The 16,777-nt window shown below is 60.8% G+C and carries 14 protein-coding genes and 6 pseudogenes; 14 read left to right on the top strand and 6 right to left on the bottom strand.

The window, feature by feature from the left end:
* Positions 1–23 precede the first annotated feature (23 nt).
* The 7 genes and pseudogenes from NKG60_RS28530 (at position 24) to NKG60_RS28500 (ending at position 3,278) form a co-directional block, all read left to right on the top strand.
* The gene (locus tag NKG60_RS28530) at positions 24–197 is read left to right on the top strand and encodes a hypothetical protein (RefSeq protein ID WP_352976193.1); all 174 of its coding nucleotides are present in this window, start codon (positions 24–26) and stop codon (positions 195–197) included.
* A gap of 46 nt (positions 198–243) precedes the next feature.
* On the top strand, positions 244–456 hold the full coding sequence (locus NKG60_RS28525; protein WP_352976190.1) for a hypothetical protein: 213 nt from the start codon (positions 244–246) through the stop codon (positions 454–456).
* Positions 457–1,263: 807 nt separating this feature from the next.
* Positions 1,264–1,374: pseudogene (locus tag NKG60_RS28520) on the top strand (transposase); the annotation flags it as partial.
* A gap of 488 nt (positions 1,375–1,862) precedes the next feature.
* Positions 1,863–2,153, top strand: coding sequence for a hypothetical protein (locus tag NKG60_RS28515; RefSeq protein ID WP_352976188.1), 291 nt, complete (start codon positions 1,863–1,865; stop codon positions 2,151–2,153).
* A gap of 11 nt (positions 2,154–2,164) precedes the next feature.
* The gene (locus NKG60_RS28510) at positions 2,165–2,422 is read left to right on the top strand and encodes a hypothetical protein (protein WP_352976185.1); all 258 of its coding nucleotides are present in this window, start codon (positions 2,165–2,167) and stop codon (positions 2,420–2,422) included.
* Positions 2,409–2,653, top strand: a pseudogene (locus NKG60_RS28505) (Y4lK-related protein); the annotation flags it as partial. The gene NKG60_RS28510 and the pseudogene NKG60_RS28505, both read left to right, overlap by 14 nt.
* Positions 2,654–3,005: 352 nt before the next feature.
* Positions 3,006–3,278 carry a hypothetical protein gene (locus tag NKG60_RS28500; protein WP_352976217.1) on the top strand — a complete coding sequence of 91 codons (273 nt, stop codon included), beginning with the start codon at positions 3,006–3,008 and terminating at the stop codon, positions 3,276–3,278.
* Positions 3,279–3,704: 426 nt separating this feature from the next.
* On the opposite strand, the gene NKG60_RS28495 is transcribed toward NKG60_RS28500, so the two are convergent.
* Positions 3,705–5,507 (bottom strand): ABC transporter ATP-binding protein, encoded by a 1,803-nt coding sequence (locus NKG60_RS28495; protein WP_502912345.1) that lies wholly within the window; start codon positions 5,505–5,507, stop codon positions 3,705–3,707.
* A gap of 188 nt (positions 5,508–5,695) precedes the next feature.
* Between NKG60_RS28495 and NKG60_RS28490 the strand changes: the two are divergent.
* Both NKG60_RS28490 and NKG60_RS28485 read left to right on the top strand, forming a co-directional pair.
* A pseudogene (locus NKG60_RS28490) lies at positions 5,696–5,925 on the top strand (hypothetical protein); the annotation flags it as partial.
* Between the two features lie 347 nt (positions 5,926–6,272).
* Positions 6,273–6,472: pseudogene (locus NKG60_RS28485) on the top strand (transposase); the annotation flags it as partial.
* A gap of 393 nt (positions 6,473–6,865) precedes the next feature.
* Here the strand turns inward: NKG60_RS28485 and NKG60_RS28480 are convergent.
* From NKG60_RS28480 to NKG60_RS28465, 4 genes and pseudogenes are all read right to left on the bottom strand, one after another.
* Positions 6,866–7,858, bottom strand: a pseudogene (locus NKG60_RS28480) (IS91 family transposase); the annotation flags it as partial.
* 295 nt (positions 7,859–8,153) lie between these two features.
* Positions 8,154–9,314, bottom strand: coding sequence for an IS110 family RNA-guided transposase (locus NKG60_RS28475; protein WP_352976181.1), 1,161 nt, complete (start codon positions 9,312–9,314; stop codon positions 8,154–8,156).
* A gap of 75 nt (positions 9,315–9,389) precedes the next feature.
* Positions 9,390–9,605 (bottom strand): annotated as a pseudogene (locus NKG60_RS28470) (transposase zinc-binding domain-containing protein); the annotation flags it as partial.
* Between the two features lie 12 nt (positions 9,606–9,617).
* Entirely contained in the window at positions 9,618–10,478 is an 861-nt protein-coding gene (locus tag NKG60_RS28465) for a tyrosine-type recombinase/integrase (RefSeq protein ID WP_352976178.1), read from the bottom strand.
* Here NKG60_RS28465 and NKG60_RS28460 point away from each other — a divergent pair.
* Both NKG60_RS28460 and NKG60_RS28455 read left to right on the top strand, forming a co-directional pair.
* On the top strand, positions 10,435–11,265 hold the full coding sequence (locus tag NKG60_RS28460; protein ID WP_352976177.1) for a Spy/CpxP family protein refolding chaperone: 831 nt from the start codon (positions 10,435–10,437) through the stop codon (positions 11,263–11,265). The genes NKG60_RS28465 and NKG60_RS28460 overlap by 44 nt on opposite strands.
* A gap of 68 nt (positions 11,266–11,333) precedes the next feature.
* Complete coding sequence (locus NKG60_RS28455) at positions 11,334–11,756, top strand: response regulator (protein ID WP_352976175.1); 423 nt, start codon at positions 11,334–11,336, stop codon at positions 11,754–11,756.
* A gap of 15 nt (positions 11,757–11,771) precedes the next feature.
* Here NKG60_RS28455 and NKG60_RS28450 read toward each other — a convergent pair whose 3' ends face one another.
* Positions 11,772–12,008, bottom strand: a complete 237-nt coding sequence (locus NKG60_RS28450; RefSeq protein WP_352976173.1) for a hypothetical protein — start codon at positions 12,006–12,008, stop codon at positions 11,772–11,774.
* A gap of 569 nt (positions 12,009–12,577) precedes the next feature.
* Between NKG60_RS28450 and nifH the strand changes: the two genes are divergently transcribed.
* The 3 genes from nifH (at position 12,578) to nifK (ending at position 16,742) form a co-directional block, all read left to right on the top strand.
* Positions 12,578–13,471 (top strand): nitrogenase iron protein, encoded by an 894-nt coding sequence (gene nifH, locus NKG60_RS28440; RefSeq protein ID WP_352976172.1) that lies wholly within the window; start codon positions 12,578–12,580, stop codon positions 13,469–13,471.
* 98 nt (positions 13,472–13,569) lie between these two features.
* Complete coding sequence (gene nifD / locus NKG60_RS28435; RefSeq protein WP_352976170.1) at positions 13,570–15,072, top strand: nitrogenase molybdenum-iron protein alpha chain; 1,503 nt, start codon at positions 13,570–13,572, stop codon at positions 15,070–15,072.
* 128 nt (positions 15,073–15,200) lie between these two features.
* Positions 15,201–16,742: a nitrogenase molybdenum-iron protein subunit beta gene (gene nifK, locus NKG60_RS28430; protein WP_352976168.1), complete on the top strand. Its 1,542-nt coding sequence runs from the start codon at positions 15,201–15,203 to the stop codon at positions 16,740–16,742.
* Positions 16,743–16,777: the final 35 nt, after the last annotated feature.

Here is a 16,777-nt window from a genome sequence, read left to right as displayed (position 1 = left end):
CTTCGCCCGGGCGGACAGCTCACATGTGGACCGCCAACCACCGACCGCTCGAACACCTGGTAGGCGTCGACCTGATCTACCTAAACGAGAGCCGCGGCGCGCTGCTGATGGTCCAGTACGAGATGATGGAGCCCCAGCCGGGGCGGAAGGACCGTCGAGGTCAACGGCTGATCGTTCGGGCGCCTCAAGGAGCCTGAATGGCTTGTCCGGATCGACGACCAATTCCGCGACGACGTCGCGCGGATGAGGCGGTTCGACCGCGACCTGAGCCGACGGGCGACCATCGGCTGCACCCGGGCGACGTTCCTCTTCACACTGGTGAAGCGCAATGCCGCAGTCACGACCTCCGGCATCCTGCTCAGCCTGGGGCACCTACAGGACCTCGCCGAGCGCGGCGAGCTGGAGGGACCGAAGGGCGGGCTCAGAATCAACTACCGCCAGCTCGGCGGCCACTAACTGCGCGGCGAGGGATTCATTTTAGCTGGTGCGCTCAGGCTACGTCGGCACGCGCGGAGCGACGACGGACCATCCGCTTACGCTCATCCGGGCCACGCTCAGCGATGAGCGCGCCGTCGTCCCAGCGCTCCAGTCGGCGGTGCCGCGCGATTAAACGACGGCCGCTTACGGGATCGAGAATCGCAACGCTGAACAGCCAACATGAGGCGCGAAGCGGCATTTAGCGTGAGAGCAAGGTCTCCGCTGGGTCTGGCCGTAAAACCTCAGCGCGCGCGGAAGAAACGAGGAACGTCGTTCCTGTCCTGGCATAACCTTGAGGATGCTCTTGCCGCTTGGGAGGCACAGCAACCGCGGGCCACGGCCGCCGCCCCGCTTCGCGGTTCGGTCGCCACTTCGGACTGTTGTCGTTGTCGGCCTTTTCCGTCGAGCTGCACCTGGTAGCTGACCTCGAGCTTGGCAAAGGAACGGAAGCGAGAAGGCGACGGAGATTTTCAACTGGCCCTTGTGGGACAGTTTGGCGATTTGCCGAGTACCGACGAAGGCGGCGGCCGGTCTTCTGGCAGAAGGTTACGAGTGTTTTGATGAGGTAGATCCCTCCAAAGTGGGCGCAATCGCGAAGCTCGAATACGGCTGGAACTTGCCACGTGCATCGCGAAGCGGTCGCTGCGGAGCGGAGAGGAGAACCCTTTAGGGTTGCGCGCCGGGGCAGGGCCTGCCGTATCGTGTGCAGCATAAGGATTGCGAACTGCCACTTTGGAGCTGCCGGATAACGCGCGGCCTTCGTAGCCCCGGCCGTAGGGGCGCCCCCTGGCGCAGTGGATCACCAAATGGCAGGCCAAATACCCGAAGCTGGTCAACTGGGTGGAAGATAACATCGAGGAGACGCTGAGCTTCTATCGGCTGCCGCTAGCTCACCACGCGTCATGTCCTCGATCATGCGCCGGCGAAGCGGGCTCAACTCGGCCATCTCATTGCTCCTGTTCTCAAGGTTGCGCTTCAACAGCAGCAATCCTTCAAAACAGAAGCGTCATCCGCAAATCGGTGCACCAAATGCCGCGTCAGCGGCTTCGTTCAATCCCACGACTCTTACAAATCTCATCCCGCTCTAGCTGAGACCATCAGCAACTCGTATTGCCCGAGCTGGCGCACTATTTCGGGCCGGTCTGTAAACGGGCGATAATCCCAATTTGGTGTACTGATGACGGCGTTCTGGCCGGCGCGGTCACCCGGATGGGCGGAGACTGGCTGTAGGCAAGGCTCCGTGCCGAAGGCAAAGAGCGGTTTCGCGAAGCGACGCGCCCGTAATTCTGGCAGGCCCATTAGATTCCAAAGGTGGCATCCAGTCAACCAATTCGGTTACATTGATTCGAACGGACACCGAAGATCAACGTCACTTGGCAGGAGCAATGGCAGGACCTTCTTTCGAAGAATGGATTTCTCACCTCGGGTTACTGCAGATCGACGATCCGCAAACTGACAAGCCGGTCCATCGGAAAACCAGCTTCGGCGAACTGGAGTTAAGCGCCGAGATCGAAAAAAAATCAGCACCAGCCTTCGCAACGCTTCGCGACCGAGGGAAAATCCCGCGATCGAAGCTGGCGCCGATGCTCGGGCTCAGCGAACAGGTTTATAATCGCTACGAAACCGCGGTTTTGGGGCTGACTGTGGCCGGCTCTTTCACATCTGCGAACTGCTGAGCATTTCACCGGTGGAGATCCTGTACCCGGTCGCGCCGCATCTTTGGGGTGAAGACCAGGCCGAAGCGGAAACTCGTATGGCGATCGTTGAAAAGCTGGCGAATTTCGACGGGCTCACGCTTCAAGCCATTCTGAGCTTTCTTCACCACCCGAAGACGAAGGAGACTGACGAAGGCGGCAACGGCTATGACGGCGCGGCGCCAGCCGCGCCCTTATTCACTTCTGCTGTTCATGGTAGAAACGGGAGTGATATTCATGGCGGCAAGTAACATGCGGCTCATGAAGGCGAGCGAGGTTCCGGCGTTTGTTGATGCGATCATCAAGGCAGGCTGCGACATCCGCGCCATCGGCCATCACGGACATGTGCTCGGGGACGTCGACCTGTCGCCGGCAGAACAGGACGTTGTCATGCCGAAGGTAAAGAAGATCGAGGAGACTTACGGCGATCGCGATTCCTCATGCTGGAAATCGTTGCCTACCTGCGATCGATCGGCCGGTATCCCGGCTCGCCGGCGACGCACTGGTCGGCTGAAGCCTGCGACACCCTCTCCGTCAATCTGAGAAAGGAGACTCCGGCCACTGCCTATTGCGGGTCAAGGTGCTGGAACAAATTTGACCACTGTATATTCTCTCGACATGAGCGAGACCCGCGGTCATTTGCCTCGATGACGCCGTCCGGCGCGAGCTTGCCGTTGCCAGGGCGAAGCGAAGCAACAGCTGGGAAGTCCAACAGCTGGGGCGACACCATGGATGATCGTGAGACATTGGGGGCAATTCGCTTGTTCAACCGCACCGGCTCGATGTTTGCCGGTGTTACCTGCTCGATGCGCCGATCTGACCCGGCGAACGCTGTTGGGTACACTTAAGTATCCTGTTTCCTACAAAGCTGTTCGCAATCCGGAAATTACACCCGTTCTCATCGGTGGCACCAGTAACGGACGGCTTGTCGACCGCGACGCATCCAAGCCCCCGAAGTGCTACATGGAAAGCGAGCAAGAGGTGCTGGACTGGAGTATTGAGCCGCTATCAGAAAACGATCGCACCGCCTTCACAGGATTCAATCCGCAGAAGGGGCACACGGGGCCGCTCGTCACAAGTCGTTGGACTGTAGCATCATGGATTTAGCCGACGACATTGCATTCGGTGTTCACGATCTAGAGGATTCACTCGCCCTCCGCCTCATCACCAAAGAGGATTTCGAATGTTATGTGCCAGAATCGAACTGCGCGCCATATCTGTCTGTCACGACTCAAGGAAAGGTATCCGGACGAATCTCGCAACGACGTCTATGGAAGTTTCGTTGGCATCTCTTTGGCGACAGCCGGGGGCGGAAGCACGCGATCAGTCGCCTTGCCGGCTATTTTGTTGACAATTGTATCTTGAGGAGGCCAGCGAATTTCGCGAGCCGCTTCTTCGCTTCCGGGCGGGAATGCGACCCGAGGCAAAGACCTTCCTGAAGGCCGGCAGTCGCCACCCGCGCTTGTTCGGTAAGCGCTTACACGCCACGCGCCTCCGGCAACGGGCCTGCGCATCGCACAATCCGGTTGGCGCTCAGGCAAGGCCCTTCACTAGATCCAACGCCTGCCGTTCGAAGAGGTGGCGGTAAATGCCGCCATCGAGACCGATCAGGGTGGCATGATCGCCGTCCTCGATGATGCGGCCACGATCGAAGACGAGCAGCCGATCGAGCGAGCGGACCGTCGACAGCCGGTGTGCGATCACAAGCGTGGTTCGACCTACCATCAACCGATCCACCGCTTTTTGAATGAGCACCTCGGATTCCGAATCGAGGCTCGATGTGGCCTCATCCAGGATAAGGATCGGCGCGTTCGCGAGGAAGGCGCGCGCGATCGCCACGCGCTGGCGCTCCCCGCCGGAGAGCTTCAAACCCCTTTCGCCGACCAATGTCCCATAGCCCTTCGGCAGGGGCGCGATGAATTCGTGCGCACTGGCCAGCCGTGCCGCTTGCTCGATCTCTGCCTGGCTCGCGCCAGGCCGGCCATAGGCAATGTTCTCAGCAAGCGACCTGTGAAACAGGATGGGCTCCTGCTGCACGATCGCGATTTGCGAACGAAGCGACTCTTGGGTCACCTCGGAGACGTCCTGGCCGTCTATCAGGACCCGGCCGCCGCTTAGGTCGTAGAGTCTCTGGATGAGCTTCACGAATGTTGTCTTGCCGGAACCGGAGGGCCCAACCAACCCGACCCTTTCGCCAGCCTCAATCGACAGCGAACATTCGCTATAGAGCGGCAGGGGATGGTTGCCGTAGCGGAAATGGACGTTCTCGAAATCGATGCGACCTTTCGTGATCCGGATCGGCTTGGCCTCGGGACGATCGGCAACATCCAGCTGCTGGTTGTGGACGGCCACGAGTTCTTCCATATCATTGACCGAGCGTTGCACGTTGCGGACGTGCATGCCGGCATCACGCAGATAGCCCTGGAGGACGATGAAGGACGTGAGAACATAGGCTATCTCGCCAGGCGTTGCCCGTCCATGGGACCACAGAAGCAGGGCATATCCGATCACTGCCACCCTGAGAGCAACCAAAGTGACGCCTTGGGTTGAGCCAATGATCGTTCCGCGCACCCAACTCCGGCGCGTGCGGTGCCGCCATTTGGTCATGATATTTGCAAGGCGCTCGTCTTCGCGGGCCTCGGCGCCAAAGCCTTTGACCGCAGCGTTGCAACTAACCGCGTCCGCTAGCGCGCCGCCGAGCCTTGTGTCCCATCTGTTCGCAAGGCTCGCCGCCGGCGCGACATAGCCGAGCGACAGCGAAATCGAAAACGCAAGGTAGATGAGAGAGCCGCAAGCAAAGATCAGACCCATGACCAGCCAGTGCCAGCCGAGCAGCGCCGTCGAACCTACCAAGATGATAAAGGACGGGAACAGCGCGATCAATATGGTGCTGTTTAGGAGCTCAAGCGCCCACATGCCGCGCGTTATCTTGCGCACTGTCGAGCCGGCGAAGCTGTTCGCATGCCAGTCTGTCGAAAAGCGCTGGACGCGATGGAACGCTTCGTTCGCGACATCGGACATCATCTTCAGCTCCAGGTCGTTGAGGCCAATTAAGGCGACGTGGCGCATGGCAATGGCACCGAGTGCTAATGCAATCAGTACAGAGAAGGCTGCAATGGCTGAATCCCAAGCTGGTGCTGCCACAATAGCGTCACGGGAAACAGCGTCGATGAGACGGCCCGAATAGAGCGGCATCAGCACGTCAGCCAGCGCGGAGGCGAGCATCGCGGCCTTGATCATCGCGAGCCGCACTGGCTGCCTGCTCCAGTGGCGGAAAGCAAAATTGAAAACGTCGCGACAAGTGGTGCCGCGCCCATGGATGGGAGAACGTTTCATAGTTTCCAAGCGGGCGCATCAACACGCTCGGTCCCAAGGAAGTTGAATGACAAAACTGGAATTTTCGACATCACCCACCACAACAAGATCGGTGGGCAGCCCCTGCTGCCCCTCAACGGTCAGCATCAAAAGTTGTGCCAACTACAAAAGAAGGCTCAGAATTTCTGCATGTTGCTCAACGCGTGGATCCCGCGGAGAGAACGAAGGATGTCATCCGCGTGTGGCGTGGCTTGAGGGCAGGATTGCGTATCCCGCCTACGAGAGCAAATGGGCATGATCAACCTCGTCCAGACAGGCTTCTTTCCAGAGGGATCGAAGGTCCTCTACGCGCGTCTCAACGGGCGCGCCGATAAATGGTTATCGCTGCACCTTTCGCTGGCTGACGCTCGAGCCCAATTTGAGTCAGGGCCGACGATGACGTGTCGGTAATTCGACAATCCCGACAGCTCAGGTGAGCATTGGTAAAATGTTTCTGGCGTTACCCTCACTTGGCACGGTGTTTGCGGATTACTCGTCGCGAGTTAAAAATTCATTTGCCGTTCAGTGAAGTTCGCGCTCACAGAGGGCACTATGGAACTTCACAGATGGACTGTGTCACTGTGCGTTCCTGCGGAGCCTGCGGCCGCCTAAAGAGCTGCCAGACCCATGTCGCGGCCATAATAGAAGACAAAACCAGGAGAACGGTTGAACGGTTTGCGCTTCATTGATCTTTTGTCGGTTCCTGGGGCTGGTCCTGTGCGGCAACGCTGTGACTGTTTACTTCCGAACGCCATCGAGGCGCTGAACTCACAGCTGCGGCGGGCCGTGCGAACGCGCGGTCACTTTCCCAATGACGACGCCGCAATGAAGCTGCTATATCTGGTTCTCAACCACGCCGCCGAGGAATGGAAACGCGCCCCGCGCGAGTGGTTCGGGCCAGGACACAATTCGCCGTCGTCTTCGGCGAAAGGTTCGTCAGGCAATGACGACAAAGCTTGAATCACGATCAAGCCAGAATGGGAATCTGGAGGCTTCTGTGAGGTCCGCATGCTCAACGGAGCACACCCGCTAGTCTTCGGACCTCATTGCAAGCCGGATTGAACGAAGCCGCGGGACGGTCTGGCACTATGGGGATTGTAGCCTGGAGGAGCGGCCGGGATCGTCGGTGCCAGGCTGGTGAAGGGCATTCACGATGCGGCGACAGCGAAGGATGGTACCGTGGAAGACGGAACCGGGATGGCGCGAGCCGTCGGATAGGCTGCAGTGCTTTCTATCGCGGGGCTGGCTGCTTGCGGCTTTGTGCGGCGGGCCAAGGGTCGAGGTGCCGGCGCGCATGGCGACGGATACCGACCCGGGTGATGTGGACGCACCCGGCGTGATCATGAGGTGTCGTTCCAGAAGGGGCGCGGCGGTGCCTGGCCGCACCGCCAGATGGCGAGCGCGATCATTGGCTCTCCGCAGCAGGGGCAGCGATGCGCCGCCGCAAGGCGCTCGGCGGCGACAGCGGCGCTTTCGGTATCCGATTTGAGCTTGTTCTGCTGCGATCCGGCCAGCAGCCTGTGGCACAGGTCGAGCTTGGCGGCGCGATTACCGTTGGCGAGGAAGCCGTAGTGGCGGATGCGATGGAAACCGTCGGGCAGCGTGTGCAGGAGAAAGCGACGGATGAACTCGTGCGCGTCGAGCGTCATGATCTTCGTCTTGCCGCCGTGGCGGTAGTCCCGCCAGCGGAACGCGACCCGATCGTCGGCCGTTCTGATCAGTCGGGAATTGGCGATGGCGACGCGATGGGTGTAGCGGCCGAGATAGGCCAGCACCTGCTTCGGCCCGCCGAAGGGCGGCTTGGCGTAGACGACCCATTGATAGCGACGAACCTCGGCGAGCAAGCAGACGAAGGCATCAGGCTTTGCCAGGTAGGCGAGATCGCCGAAGAAGCCCAGCCGACCCTCATCATAGGCCGCTCGGAGTTCCTCCAGAAAGAGACGGCGGAACAGGCGCGACAGCACACGCACGGGCAGGAAGAACCCCGGCCGGCAGGCGACCCATCGCCCTCCATCGAGGGAGATGCCCCCGCCCGGGATGATGCAATGGAGGTGGGGATGATAGGTGAGGTTCTGGCCCCAGCTGTGCAGCACCGCGATGAGACCGATCCCAGCGCCGAGATGTCTGGGATCTGCGGCGATGGTGCGCAGCGTCTCGGCGACCGCCTTGAACAGGATCGTGTAGACCGCCGCCTTGTTTTGGAAGGCGATCGCGGCGATCTCGGCGGGCAGCGTGAACACCACGTGGAAGTAAGGAACCGGCAGAAGCTCGTCCTGCCGCGCGGCGAGCCATTCCCGGCAGGCCTTTCCCTGGCACTCACATGGGCGGACTCGGGTCAACCGGATTGTGTACGGCTTACGGCTTCATGGATTATCTCCTGGAGTTGCTACGGATCCGAGGTTGAGCCTGTTTCCAATACGAGCATTTCTGGCTCGGTTGAAACTCACATACGGTCGCCGCCCCAGGGCGGCTGCACCCTTATCCCGCATACGGCGGCTAGGCTCAGGAGGACGTGACCATTCTTAGGGGCGGTTGTTGAGACCATATGCCAGGCCGGTTCGTCCACCTGGATCCGCCGGGGCTGATCAGGCCCCGTCAGATGGCGAAAGAGGTTTGGTTGGCTTCAGATCAGGTCGGCTTTATGATGGCGCCCTCCATCACCACTCCGGCGGTCGCATACTGCCACAGTGCGACCAGCAGTTTACGTGCCAAGGCGACGATTAGCGGCTTACGCAGCCGCCCACCGTTGCGCTCGACCCGCTGTTTGAACCACTGGCTGAGGGCCGAGTCTGGTTGGTGTCGCAGCCACAGCCAGGCCATCTGCACCATCGTTCCTCTCAGCCGCGGATTGCCCGCTTTTGAGACGCCTTGCTCGACAGAACCGCTCTGCCAGGGCGTTGGCGCAAGCCCGGCATAGGCCGCAAGCTGCCTTCGATTGTCGAAATGACGATAAAGACCTTCAGACCAGAGTACGTTGGCGAACTCAGCGCCCACCCCCTTCAGCTGCAGCAGTCTCACCACCGGCGCCGGGTCGTTCGCCTTGGCCCGATCCAACAGCAGATCGTCGCGCGCCGCCTCGACCTTTTGCAACTGCTCCAGGATCAGCTCAAGCCGGTCGAGCTCACGCACAACCTGTGCCTTCAGGTGGAAAGGTAAGGCGCGACCATCACCCGTTTGCAGATCCTTGAGCCTGGCGCGTCGGTCGCGACGCAGCGGCTCATAGTCACCGACGCCCTGGGCGAACAGCAGCCCCTTGATCCGGTTGACGTGCTCCACCCGCTCGGCGATCAGCGTCTTGCGCTCCCGGCAGAGTCGGCGGCGATCCTCTTCCTCGGGGGTCGGCGGCCTGACCATGGAGCAGACCCGCGGCTCGCCACGCTTGTAGGCCAGCAAGGTCCGTACCAGGGTCTCGCCGTCGATCTTATCGGTCTTCGCCCGTCGGCGCCGCCGTGACACCAGGATCGAGGCGGCGTCGACCACGTGGCTCTCGATCGCTTCGCCCTGAAGCACCCCATGTATCCAGAAGCCGTCTAGTCCAGCTTCCTGAATGACAATAATCCGGAAGCGCTCGCCGGTTCGTGCCCGAGCCTTTTCCTGGAGCGTCGCAAACAGCTCCAGGAGTCCCGCAACGTGCCCGCCCCGCAGAGAATGCTTGGACATCTTCTCCCCGCCACCCGGCGACAGTGAAGTGATCAGCCAACTTGATCGAGACAGTTCCATCGAAACAAAGATCGCGCCAAGATCAATGCGGATAGCGGCCGGTTCCGGCCGATTTGCAACCTGTTGCATTGTCGTCTCCAGAATGAGTGGGTTTAGCAACGCCATTCTGCCGACGGCAGGTCGCTATCCACCAGCCCATAGGATCTTGGAGCAATGCCGGTTGCGACAGGAATTGTAGGCCACGCGGATCGCCCCGCAGGACCGGCAGCCCTCGACATGGCCGCCCAGTTCGGCGGTCCGGCACAATTCGATGGCGCTCATCGTTCGGCGCTCGACGCGTCCGAGATGACCGTCATGAGCCTGCCGATACGCCTCGCCATAGCGGCGGAAGATATCCGCCACCTCCAGTCTCGCCGACATGGGCGGAACCGATCAGCCCGGCGGCACGACTTCGATGTTCAGCCGGTCGAGCGGGCTTGTCGTGCGCCGGATGAGGCCGTTCGAGACCTTGGTATAGCGCGCCGTCGAGGACAGATTGTTGTGGCCGAGCAGCACCTGGATGATGCGAATGTCGGTGCCGTTCTCCAGCAAATGCGTGGCGAAGCTGTGCCTGAGCGTGTGGACCGTCACACGCTTGTCGATGCCGGCGGCCGCACGCGCCGAGCGGCAGGCCGAATACAGCACCTGCACGTCGATGGGGCGATTTGCATTCCGGCCCGGAAACAGCCAGCCCTGTGGCTTCGCCAGCCGCCAGTAGACGCGCAGGATGCGCAGAAGCTGCACCGACAGCATCACGGTGCGGTCCTTGCCGCCCTTGCCGTGCTCGACCCGGATGACACCGCGTTCGCTATCGATGTCGCTGACCTTCAGCCCGACGGTCTCCGAAGCGCGAAGGCCGGCAGCATAGGCCGTCGTCAAGGCGGTGCGCGTCTTCAGGCTCGGCACCGCCTCGAGAAAGCGGACAACCTCGTCGGCGCTGAGAACCACCGGGAGCGTGCGTGGAACGCGGGCATAGGCGATCCGCTCAGGGATCTCGGCATGACCCAACGTCACGCCGTAAAAGAACCGCAGTGCGCACACCGTCTGGTTCAGCGCCGGCCACGAGATTCCGGTCGAGACCAGATGCACCTGGAAGGCGCGAACATCCTCCAGGTCAAGCCGGTCCGGGGATCGGCCACAGTAGCGGGAGAACTTCGCTACCGCGTGCACGTAGGATCGTTGCGTGGCCGGCGACAGATTGCGGATCGTCATGTCCTCGATCATGCGCCGGCGAAGCGGGCTCAACTCGGCCATCTCATTGCTCCTGTTCTCAAGGTTGCGCTTCAACAGCAGCAATCCTTCAAAACAGAAGCGTCATCCGCAAATCGGTGCACCAAATGCCGCGTCAGCGGCTTCGTTCAATCATGAATATCAACAGGCCCTAGGGTGGGGAGCCTTCCGCGGCACCCCCGCGCTTCCCCGCCGCAGTATCGCCTGCCGGCTTCACACAACTTCACATTCGCCCGCAACAGCCGAAACATTGCGCTCGTATTCGTCCAGTCGCGGCAAAGATGCCCTCTATCGAAAGGATCAGTTTTCGAATCATCAAAAACCGGCCAGCCTCTCCGGCACCCCGCAGAAGAAGAGCTGGGGCAAGCGCATCGCCATAGGCGGCATTGCGCTAGTGGCGCTTGCCGGCGTCGGCGTCCCTGGCGCGCTCAGCCAGGATTACGGGGGCATGCAGCGCTTCGGCATGGGCGGGGGCGGATCCGCCATGCACATGCAGGCCAACGTCCGCGACGGGATAGGCCTCGTCGAGCGTGAGTTTGGGCGCATGCTCGGGCAGATTGACGCCACACCCGAGCAGGAAGAGAAGCTGGAGGCGATCAGGGACGAGTTCTTCTTCGATATCACCCTGATCGTGTTCGGCTTCCTCTATAACGTGGAGGATTTGGACAAGCTGCCAACCAGCGAGGCGGCGGAGAAGCTGCGGGCCGAGTTCGTCGCGGCCGTCGACAAAGCCTCACGCAAGCTGAAGAAGGCGCTGCTCGACGGCGGCGAGGTGCTGACGCCCGAGCAGCGGGCGAAGCTGGCCGAATAGGATCGTAGCTGGCACCCGCTGGTGAGCTTTGTACCGGCACAGTTTCGAATCAGAGAAGACAAACGAGCATGGCGGACCAGGTTCTCATCGTCGACGACGACAGGCGCCTGTCCGCCATGCTCGCAGAATACCTGACGGGCAACGGCGGCTTTCGTGTGCGAACGGTGAATACGGCGGGCGCGGGCATTGCCGAGATCGCGCGGCTGGCGCCCGCTGCCGTGGTTCTCGACGTCTTGCTGCCCGACATGGACGGCTTCGAGGCGCTCAAGCGCATCCGCGCGAACTCCGACGTGCCGGTTCTGATGCTGACGGCGCGAGGCGGCGAGACCGACCACATCCTGGGGCTGGAAACAGGCGCCGACCAATATGTACAGAGGCCGTGCAGTTCGCGCGAGGTGCTGGCGCGGCTGATGGCGATTCTGCGCCGCCGCAACGGCTGCGTGCCCTCGATCTGCGACGAGATCACTGCCTCCTTGCGCACGAAGGCATAGATGAAGCAATCGAGGTCAAGGCACCATATCGCCAGCGAGATCGAGCCGAACGAGCGCCTGCTCGGCTTCCCGCAGAGGATATTCGAGCTTGCCTTCAACAAACAGTGCCGGACGCGCAGGCGGCAAATCGAACGGGATGAACGCATCGACGTTCTCTGCGCCTGCGGTTACGCTCTCGTATCGGCCCGTTGCTCGCTTCGGAATTTTATGTCGCCCAATTGGCAACAACTCCGTTCGCTTCGAGGCGAGCAAGGAACGACAGCGTTCCTGGCGACCTATCTGGGAACGAAGTCTTTACTAGCGCGAGTGTTAGTCAGGAAATCGTTCTTAGCCCGGTGCCTTATAGATTGTCGCCGACTGTCTGCCCCTGAAAAGGATGGCGGCAGCACTACAACACGGTGAGAGCGCATCATCTTTGGACTATAGACCCCCGGCACCAGATGCGATCCTGTGGCCGGCTGCGCAACCCGGACCAGCTTCGTCGGCCACCCCAGCCGAAGCGCAAAGACCAAGCATGCACTAACGTTCAACATGGATCACCCGATTGGGGCCGGCCAGTTGTCGGGCTCCGGCGAGGTCAATAGCGGTCGCAAGAAACCGAATCCGACAAATTGTCGTCTTTGTCGGGTCCGCTACACACGGCTTGCTTAGCCAATCTCTATTGCCTCGGGCTAAGCAGCTGAAAAGCATCCACAAATTTTCTTCTCCGGCCCAATCAGCCAAGTTGGCACGAGTCTTGAAACCCTTGGTGCGAGGCGGCGAGAGCTGCCAACGGCATTCATGTCGCGGGCACCCCAAATGGAACAGAAAAGGAAAACTACATGTCAGGTCTGCGTCAGATCGCTTTCTACGGCAAGGGGGGGATCGGCAAATCGACGACGTCCCAAAATACGCTCGCCGCCCTTGTCGACCTCGGGCAAAGGATCCTCATCGTCGGCTGCGACCCCAAAGCCGACTCCACCCGCCTGATCCTGAACGCGAAGGCGCAGGATACGGTCCTGCACCTGGCAGCACAAGAAGGTTCGGTGGAAGATCTCGAACTCCAGGACGTGCTAAAGGTCGGCTACAAAGGCATCAAGTGCGTGGAATCCGGCGGCCCCGAGCCGGGTGTCGGCTGCGCCGGCCGAGGCGTCATCACCTCGATTAACTTCCTCGAGGAGAACGGCGCCTATGACGATGTCGACTATGTCTCCTATGACGTGCTCGGGGACGTGGTGTGCGGCGGCTTCGCGATGCCGATCCGCGAGAACAAGGCCCAGGAAATCTACATCGTCATGTCCGGCGAGATGATGGCACTCTATGCCGCCAACAACATCGCCAAGGGCATCCTGAAATATGCCCATTCGGGCGGCGTGCGGCTCGGCGGCCTGATCTGCAACGAGCGCCAAACCGACCGCGAGCTTGACCTGGCCGAAGCGCTGGCTTCCAGGCTGAATTCCAAGCTCATCCACTTCGTGCCGCGTGACAATATCGTCCAGCACGCCGAGCTCAGGAAGATGTCTGTGATCCAGTATGCGCCGGACTCCAAGCAGGCCGGGGAATACAGGGCGCTGGCAGAGAAGATCCATGCCAATTCGGGCCAGGGCACCATCCCGACCCCGATCACCATGGAGGAGCTCGAAGACATGCTGCTCGACTTCGGCATCATGAAGACCGACGAGCAGATGCTTGCCGAGCTTCAGGTCAAGGAAGCGGCGAAGGCGGCCGCACTGTAACGACCGCTACTGACTGGGGGCGCGGCCTGACCTGGCGCGCCTTTCAAAGAACGGCGCCTCGTCGGTGAGGCGTCACCCTGAACCTTGAAAGGGGTCCCATGAGCCTGGAATACGAGAATGACGGCACCCTCCATGCGAAACTTATCGAGGAGGTGCTGTCGCAATATCCTGACAAGGCGGCAAAGCGCCGCAAAAAGCACCTGAGCGTCGCAAAGAGCGGCGACGAGGCTGGCGAGGAAAGCGAGGTTCTTTCCGAATGCGAGGTCAAATCGAACATCAAGTCCATCCCCGGAGTGATGACGATTCGCGGTTGCGCCTATGCGGGCTCGAAAGGCGTGGTGTGGGGTCCAGTCAAGGATATGGTCCATATCTCGCACGGCCCGGTCGGCTGCGGGCAATATTCCTGGTCGCAACGCCGGAACTACTACGTCGGCACGACCGGCATCGACACGTTCGTGACGATGCAGTTCACCTCCGATTTCCAGGAGAAGGACATTGTTTTCGGCGGCGACAAGAAGCTGGAACGGATCATCGACGAGATCGAGGAACTGTTTCCGCTGAACAAGGGCATGAGCGTGCAATCCGAATGCCCGATCGGCCTGATTGGCGACGACACCGAAGCGGTGTCCCGCAACAAGGCCAAGGAGCACGAAAAGACGATCGTGCCGGTGCGCTGCGAGGGCTTCCGCGGCGTCTCGCAATCACTCGGCCACCACATCGCCAACGACGCGATCCGCGACTGGGTGTTCGAGAAGAAGGACGTCGAGTTCGAGGCCGGCCCGTACGATATCAATGTGATCGGCGACTACAATATCGGCGGCGACGCCTGGGCTTCGCGCATCCTGCTCGAGGAGATGGGCCTGCGCGTGGTCGGCAACTGGTCGGGCGACGCTACGCTGGCCGAAATAGAGCGCGCGCCGAAGGCCAAGCTCAATCTCATCCATTGCTACAGGTCGATGAACTACATCTGCCGGCACATGGAGGAAAAGTATGGCATCGACTGGATGGAGTATAATTTCTTCGGCCCCTCCCAGACCGAAGCCTCTCTGCGCAAGATAGCCAAGCATTTCGGGCCGGAAATCGAGGCCAAGGCCGAGGCGGTCATCGCCAAATACCGGCCGTTGGTAGATGCCGTCATCGCCAAGTACCGGCCGCGCCTCGAAGGCAGGACGGTGATGCTCTATGTCGGCGGGCTGCGCCCCCGTCACGTCGTAACGGCATATGAGGATCTGGGCATGGTGATCGTCGGCACTGGCTATGAATTTGGCCATAACGACGACTATCAGCGTACCGGCCATTACGTGAAGAAGGGCACGCTGATCTATGACGACGTGACTGGTTACGAGCTGGAGAAGTTCATCGAGGGGATCCGTCCTGATCTCGTTGGCTCCGGCATCAAAGAAAAGTACCCGGTCCAGAAGATGGGCATACCGTTCCGTCAAATGCATTCCTGGGATTATTCCGGCCCGTATCACGGCTACGACGGCTTCGCCATCTTCGCCCGCGACATGGATCTGGCCATCAACAACCCAGTCTGGAACCTCTACGACGCCCCCTGGAAGAAAAAAGCCGAGCCGTCGGCGGCGATCGCAGCCGAATGAAAACCTGGCCTCCCGGAAGCCGGGAGGCCGTTGAACGCCTGTGGCGCTTTGTCCGCGGGAGACCTGAAACGTTTCGACGCCCCTGTGCCGCCGTATGGCGCCGCCAGTTGGAGAAGAGGTAGCCACCCATGCCGCAGTCGGCTGAAAAAGTTCTCGACCACGCGCCCCTGTTCCGCGAGCCGGAATACAGGCAGATGCTTGCCGAGAAGAGGCTGAATTTCGAATGTCCGCACCCGGACCAGGTCGTTACCGACCAACGCGAATTCACCAAGACGTGGGAATACCGCGAAAAGAACCTCGCTCGCGAAGCGCTTGTCGTGAACCCCGCCAAGGCCTGCCAGCCGCTTGGCGCAGTGTTCGCGGCCGCAGGGTTCGAGCGAACCATGTCCTTCGTCCACGGCAGCCAGGGCTGCGTGGCCTATTACCGCTCGCACCTGTCGCGCCATTTCAAGGAGCCTGCTTCGGCAGTTTCCTCCTCGATGACCGAGGATGCGGCAGTGTTCGGCGGCCTGAAGAACATGGTCGACGGGCTCGCCAACACGTACCAACTCTACGACCCGAAGATGATCGCCGTCTCGACCACTTGTATGGCGGAGGTCATCGGCGACGACCTGCACAGCTTCATCGAGAACGCCAAGGACGAAGGCTCCGTCCCGCGCGACTTCGACGTGCCCTTCGCCCACACGCCAGCCTTCGTCGGCAGCCATGTCGATGGCTACGACGTTACGGTCAAGGGCATTTTGGAGCACTTCTGGAAAGGCGAGGAGCGAACGGAAGCCGAGGGAACCATCAACATCATTCCGGGTTTCGACGGCTTTTGCGTGGGCAACAACCGGGAACTCAAGCGCCTGCTCGATCTGCTGGGCGTGTCATATACCTTCATCCAAGACGCCTCTGACCAGTTCGACACGCCGTCGGACGGCGAATACCGCATGTACGATGGCGGCACGAAGATCGAAGACGTGAGGAAAGCACTCAACGCCGAGGCGACACTTTCGCTACAGCATTACAACACCCGAAAAACACTGGAGTATTGCGAGGGGCTAGGGCAGGCGACGGCCTCGTTTCATTATCCGCTCGGAGTCCAGGCGACCGACGACTTCCTGATGGAGGTCTCCGCGATTTCCGGCAAGCAAATCCCCGAGACAATCCGCCTGGAGCGCGGCCGACTTGTCGACGCCATGGCGGACAGCCAATCCTGGCTGCACGGTAAGAAATACGCCATCTACGGTGATCCGGACTTTGTCTACGCCATGGCCCGCTTCATCATGGAGACGGGCGGCGAGCCGACCCATTGCCTCGCCACCAACGGCACCTCGGCATGGGAAGCGGAGTTGAAGGAACTGCTTGCATCATCGCCCTTCGGCAAGGATGCTCAAGTCTGGGCGGGCAAGGACCTCTGGGCGATGCGCTCGCTGCTCTTCACCGAGCCGGTGGACCTGCTGATCGGCAACTCCTATGGCAAGTATCTGGAGCGCGACACCGGCACGCCGCTGATCCGGCTGACGTTTCCGATCTTCGACCGCCACCATCACCATCGGTTTGCGCTTATGGGCTACCAAGGCGGGTTGCGCGTCCTGACGACGATCCTCGACAGGATCTTCGACAAGCTCGATCGCGAGACAAGCGAGACGGGCGTGACGGACTATTCGTATGACCTCACCCGCTAAGCGTGGCGGCCGGCTCTTCGGTGAGGCCGGTCGTC

The organism is Mesorhizobium sp. M1428 (assembly GCF_040317515.1).
GTDB lineage: Bacteria > Pseudomonadota > Alphaproteobacteria > Rhizobiales > Rhizobiaceae > Mesorhizobium.
Note: the sequence above shows the minus strand (reverse complement) of the source record. Positions and strands in the feature narration are given on the sequence as shown.

Coding starts and splice junctions, on each gene's coding strand:
- NKG60_RS28525 (WP_352976190.1), top strand. CDS start 244: ATGAGGCGGTTCGACCGCGACCTGAGCCGACGGGCGACCATCGGCTGC.
- NKG60_RS28475 (WP_352976181.1), bottom strand. CDS start 9,314: ATGCAACAGGTTGCAAATCGGCCGGAACCGGCCGCTATCCGCATTGAT.
- NKG60_RS28530 (WP_352976193.1), top strand. CDS start 24: ATGTGGACCGCCAACCACCGACCGCTCGAACACCTGGTAGGCGTCGAC.
- NKG60_RS28460 (WP_352976177.1), top strand. CDS start 10,435: ATGTCCTCGATCATGCGCCGGCGAAGCGGGCTCAACTCGGCCATCTCA.
- nifK (WP_352976168.1), top strand. CDS start 15,201: ATGCCGCAGTCGGCTGAAAAAGTTCTCGACCACGCGCCCCTGTTCCGC.
- NKG60_RS28495 (WP_502912345.1), bottom strand. CDS start 5,507: ATGAAACGTTCTCCCATCCATGGGCGCGGCACCACTTGTCGCGACGTT.
- nifH (WP_352976172.1), top strand. CDS start 12,578: ATGTCAGGTCTGCGTCAGATCGCTTTCTACGGCAAGGGGGGGATCGGC.
- NKG60_RS28465 (WP_352976178.1), bottom strand. CDS start 10,478: ATGGCCGAGTTGAGCCCGCTTCGCCGGCGCATGATCGAGGACATGACG.
- NKG60_RS28515 (WP_352976188.1), top strand. CDS start 1,863: ATGGCAGGACCTTCTTTCGAAGAATGGATTTCTCACCTCGGGTTACTG.
- nifD (WP_352976170.1), top strand. CDS start 13,570: ATGAGCCTGGAATACGAGAATGACGGCACCCTCCATGCGAAACTTATC.
- NKG60_RS28455 (WP_352976175.1), top strand. CDS start 11,334: ATGGCGGACCAGGTTCTCATCGTCGACGACGACAGGCGCCTGTCCGCC.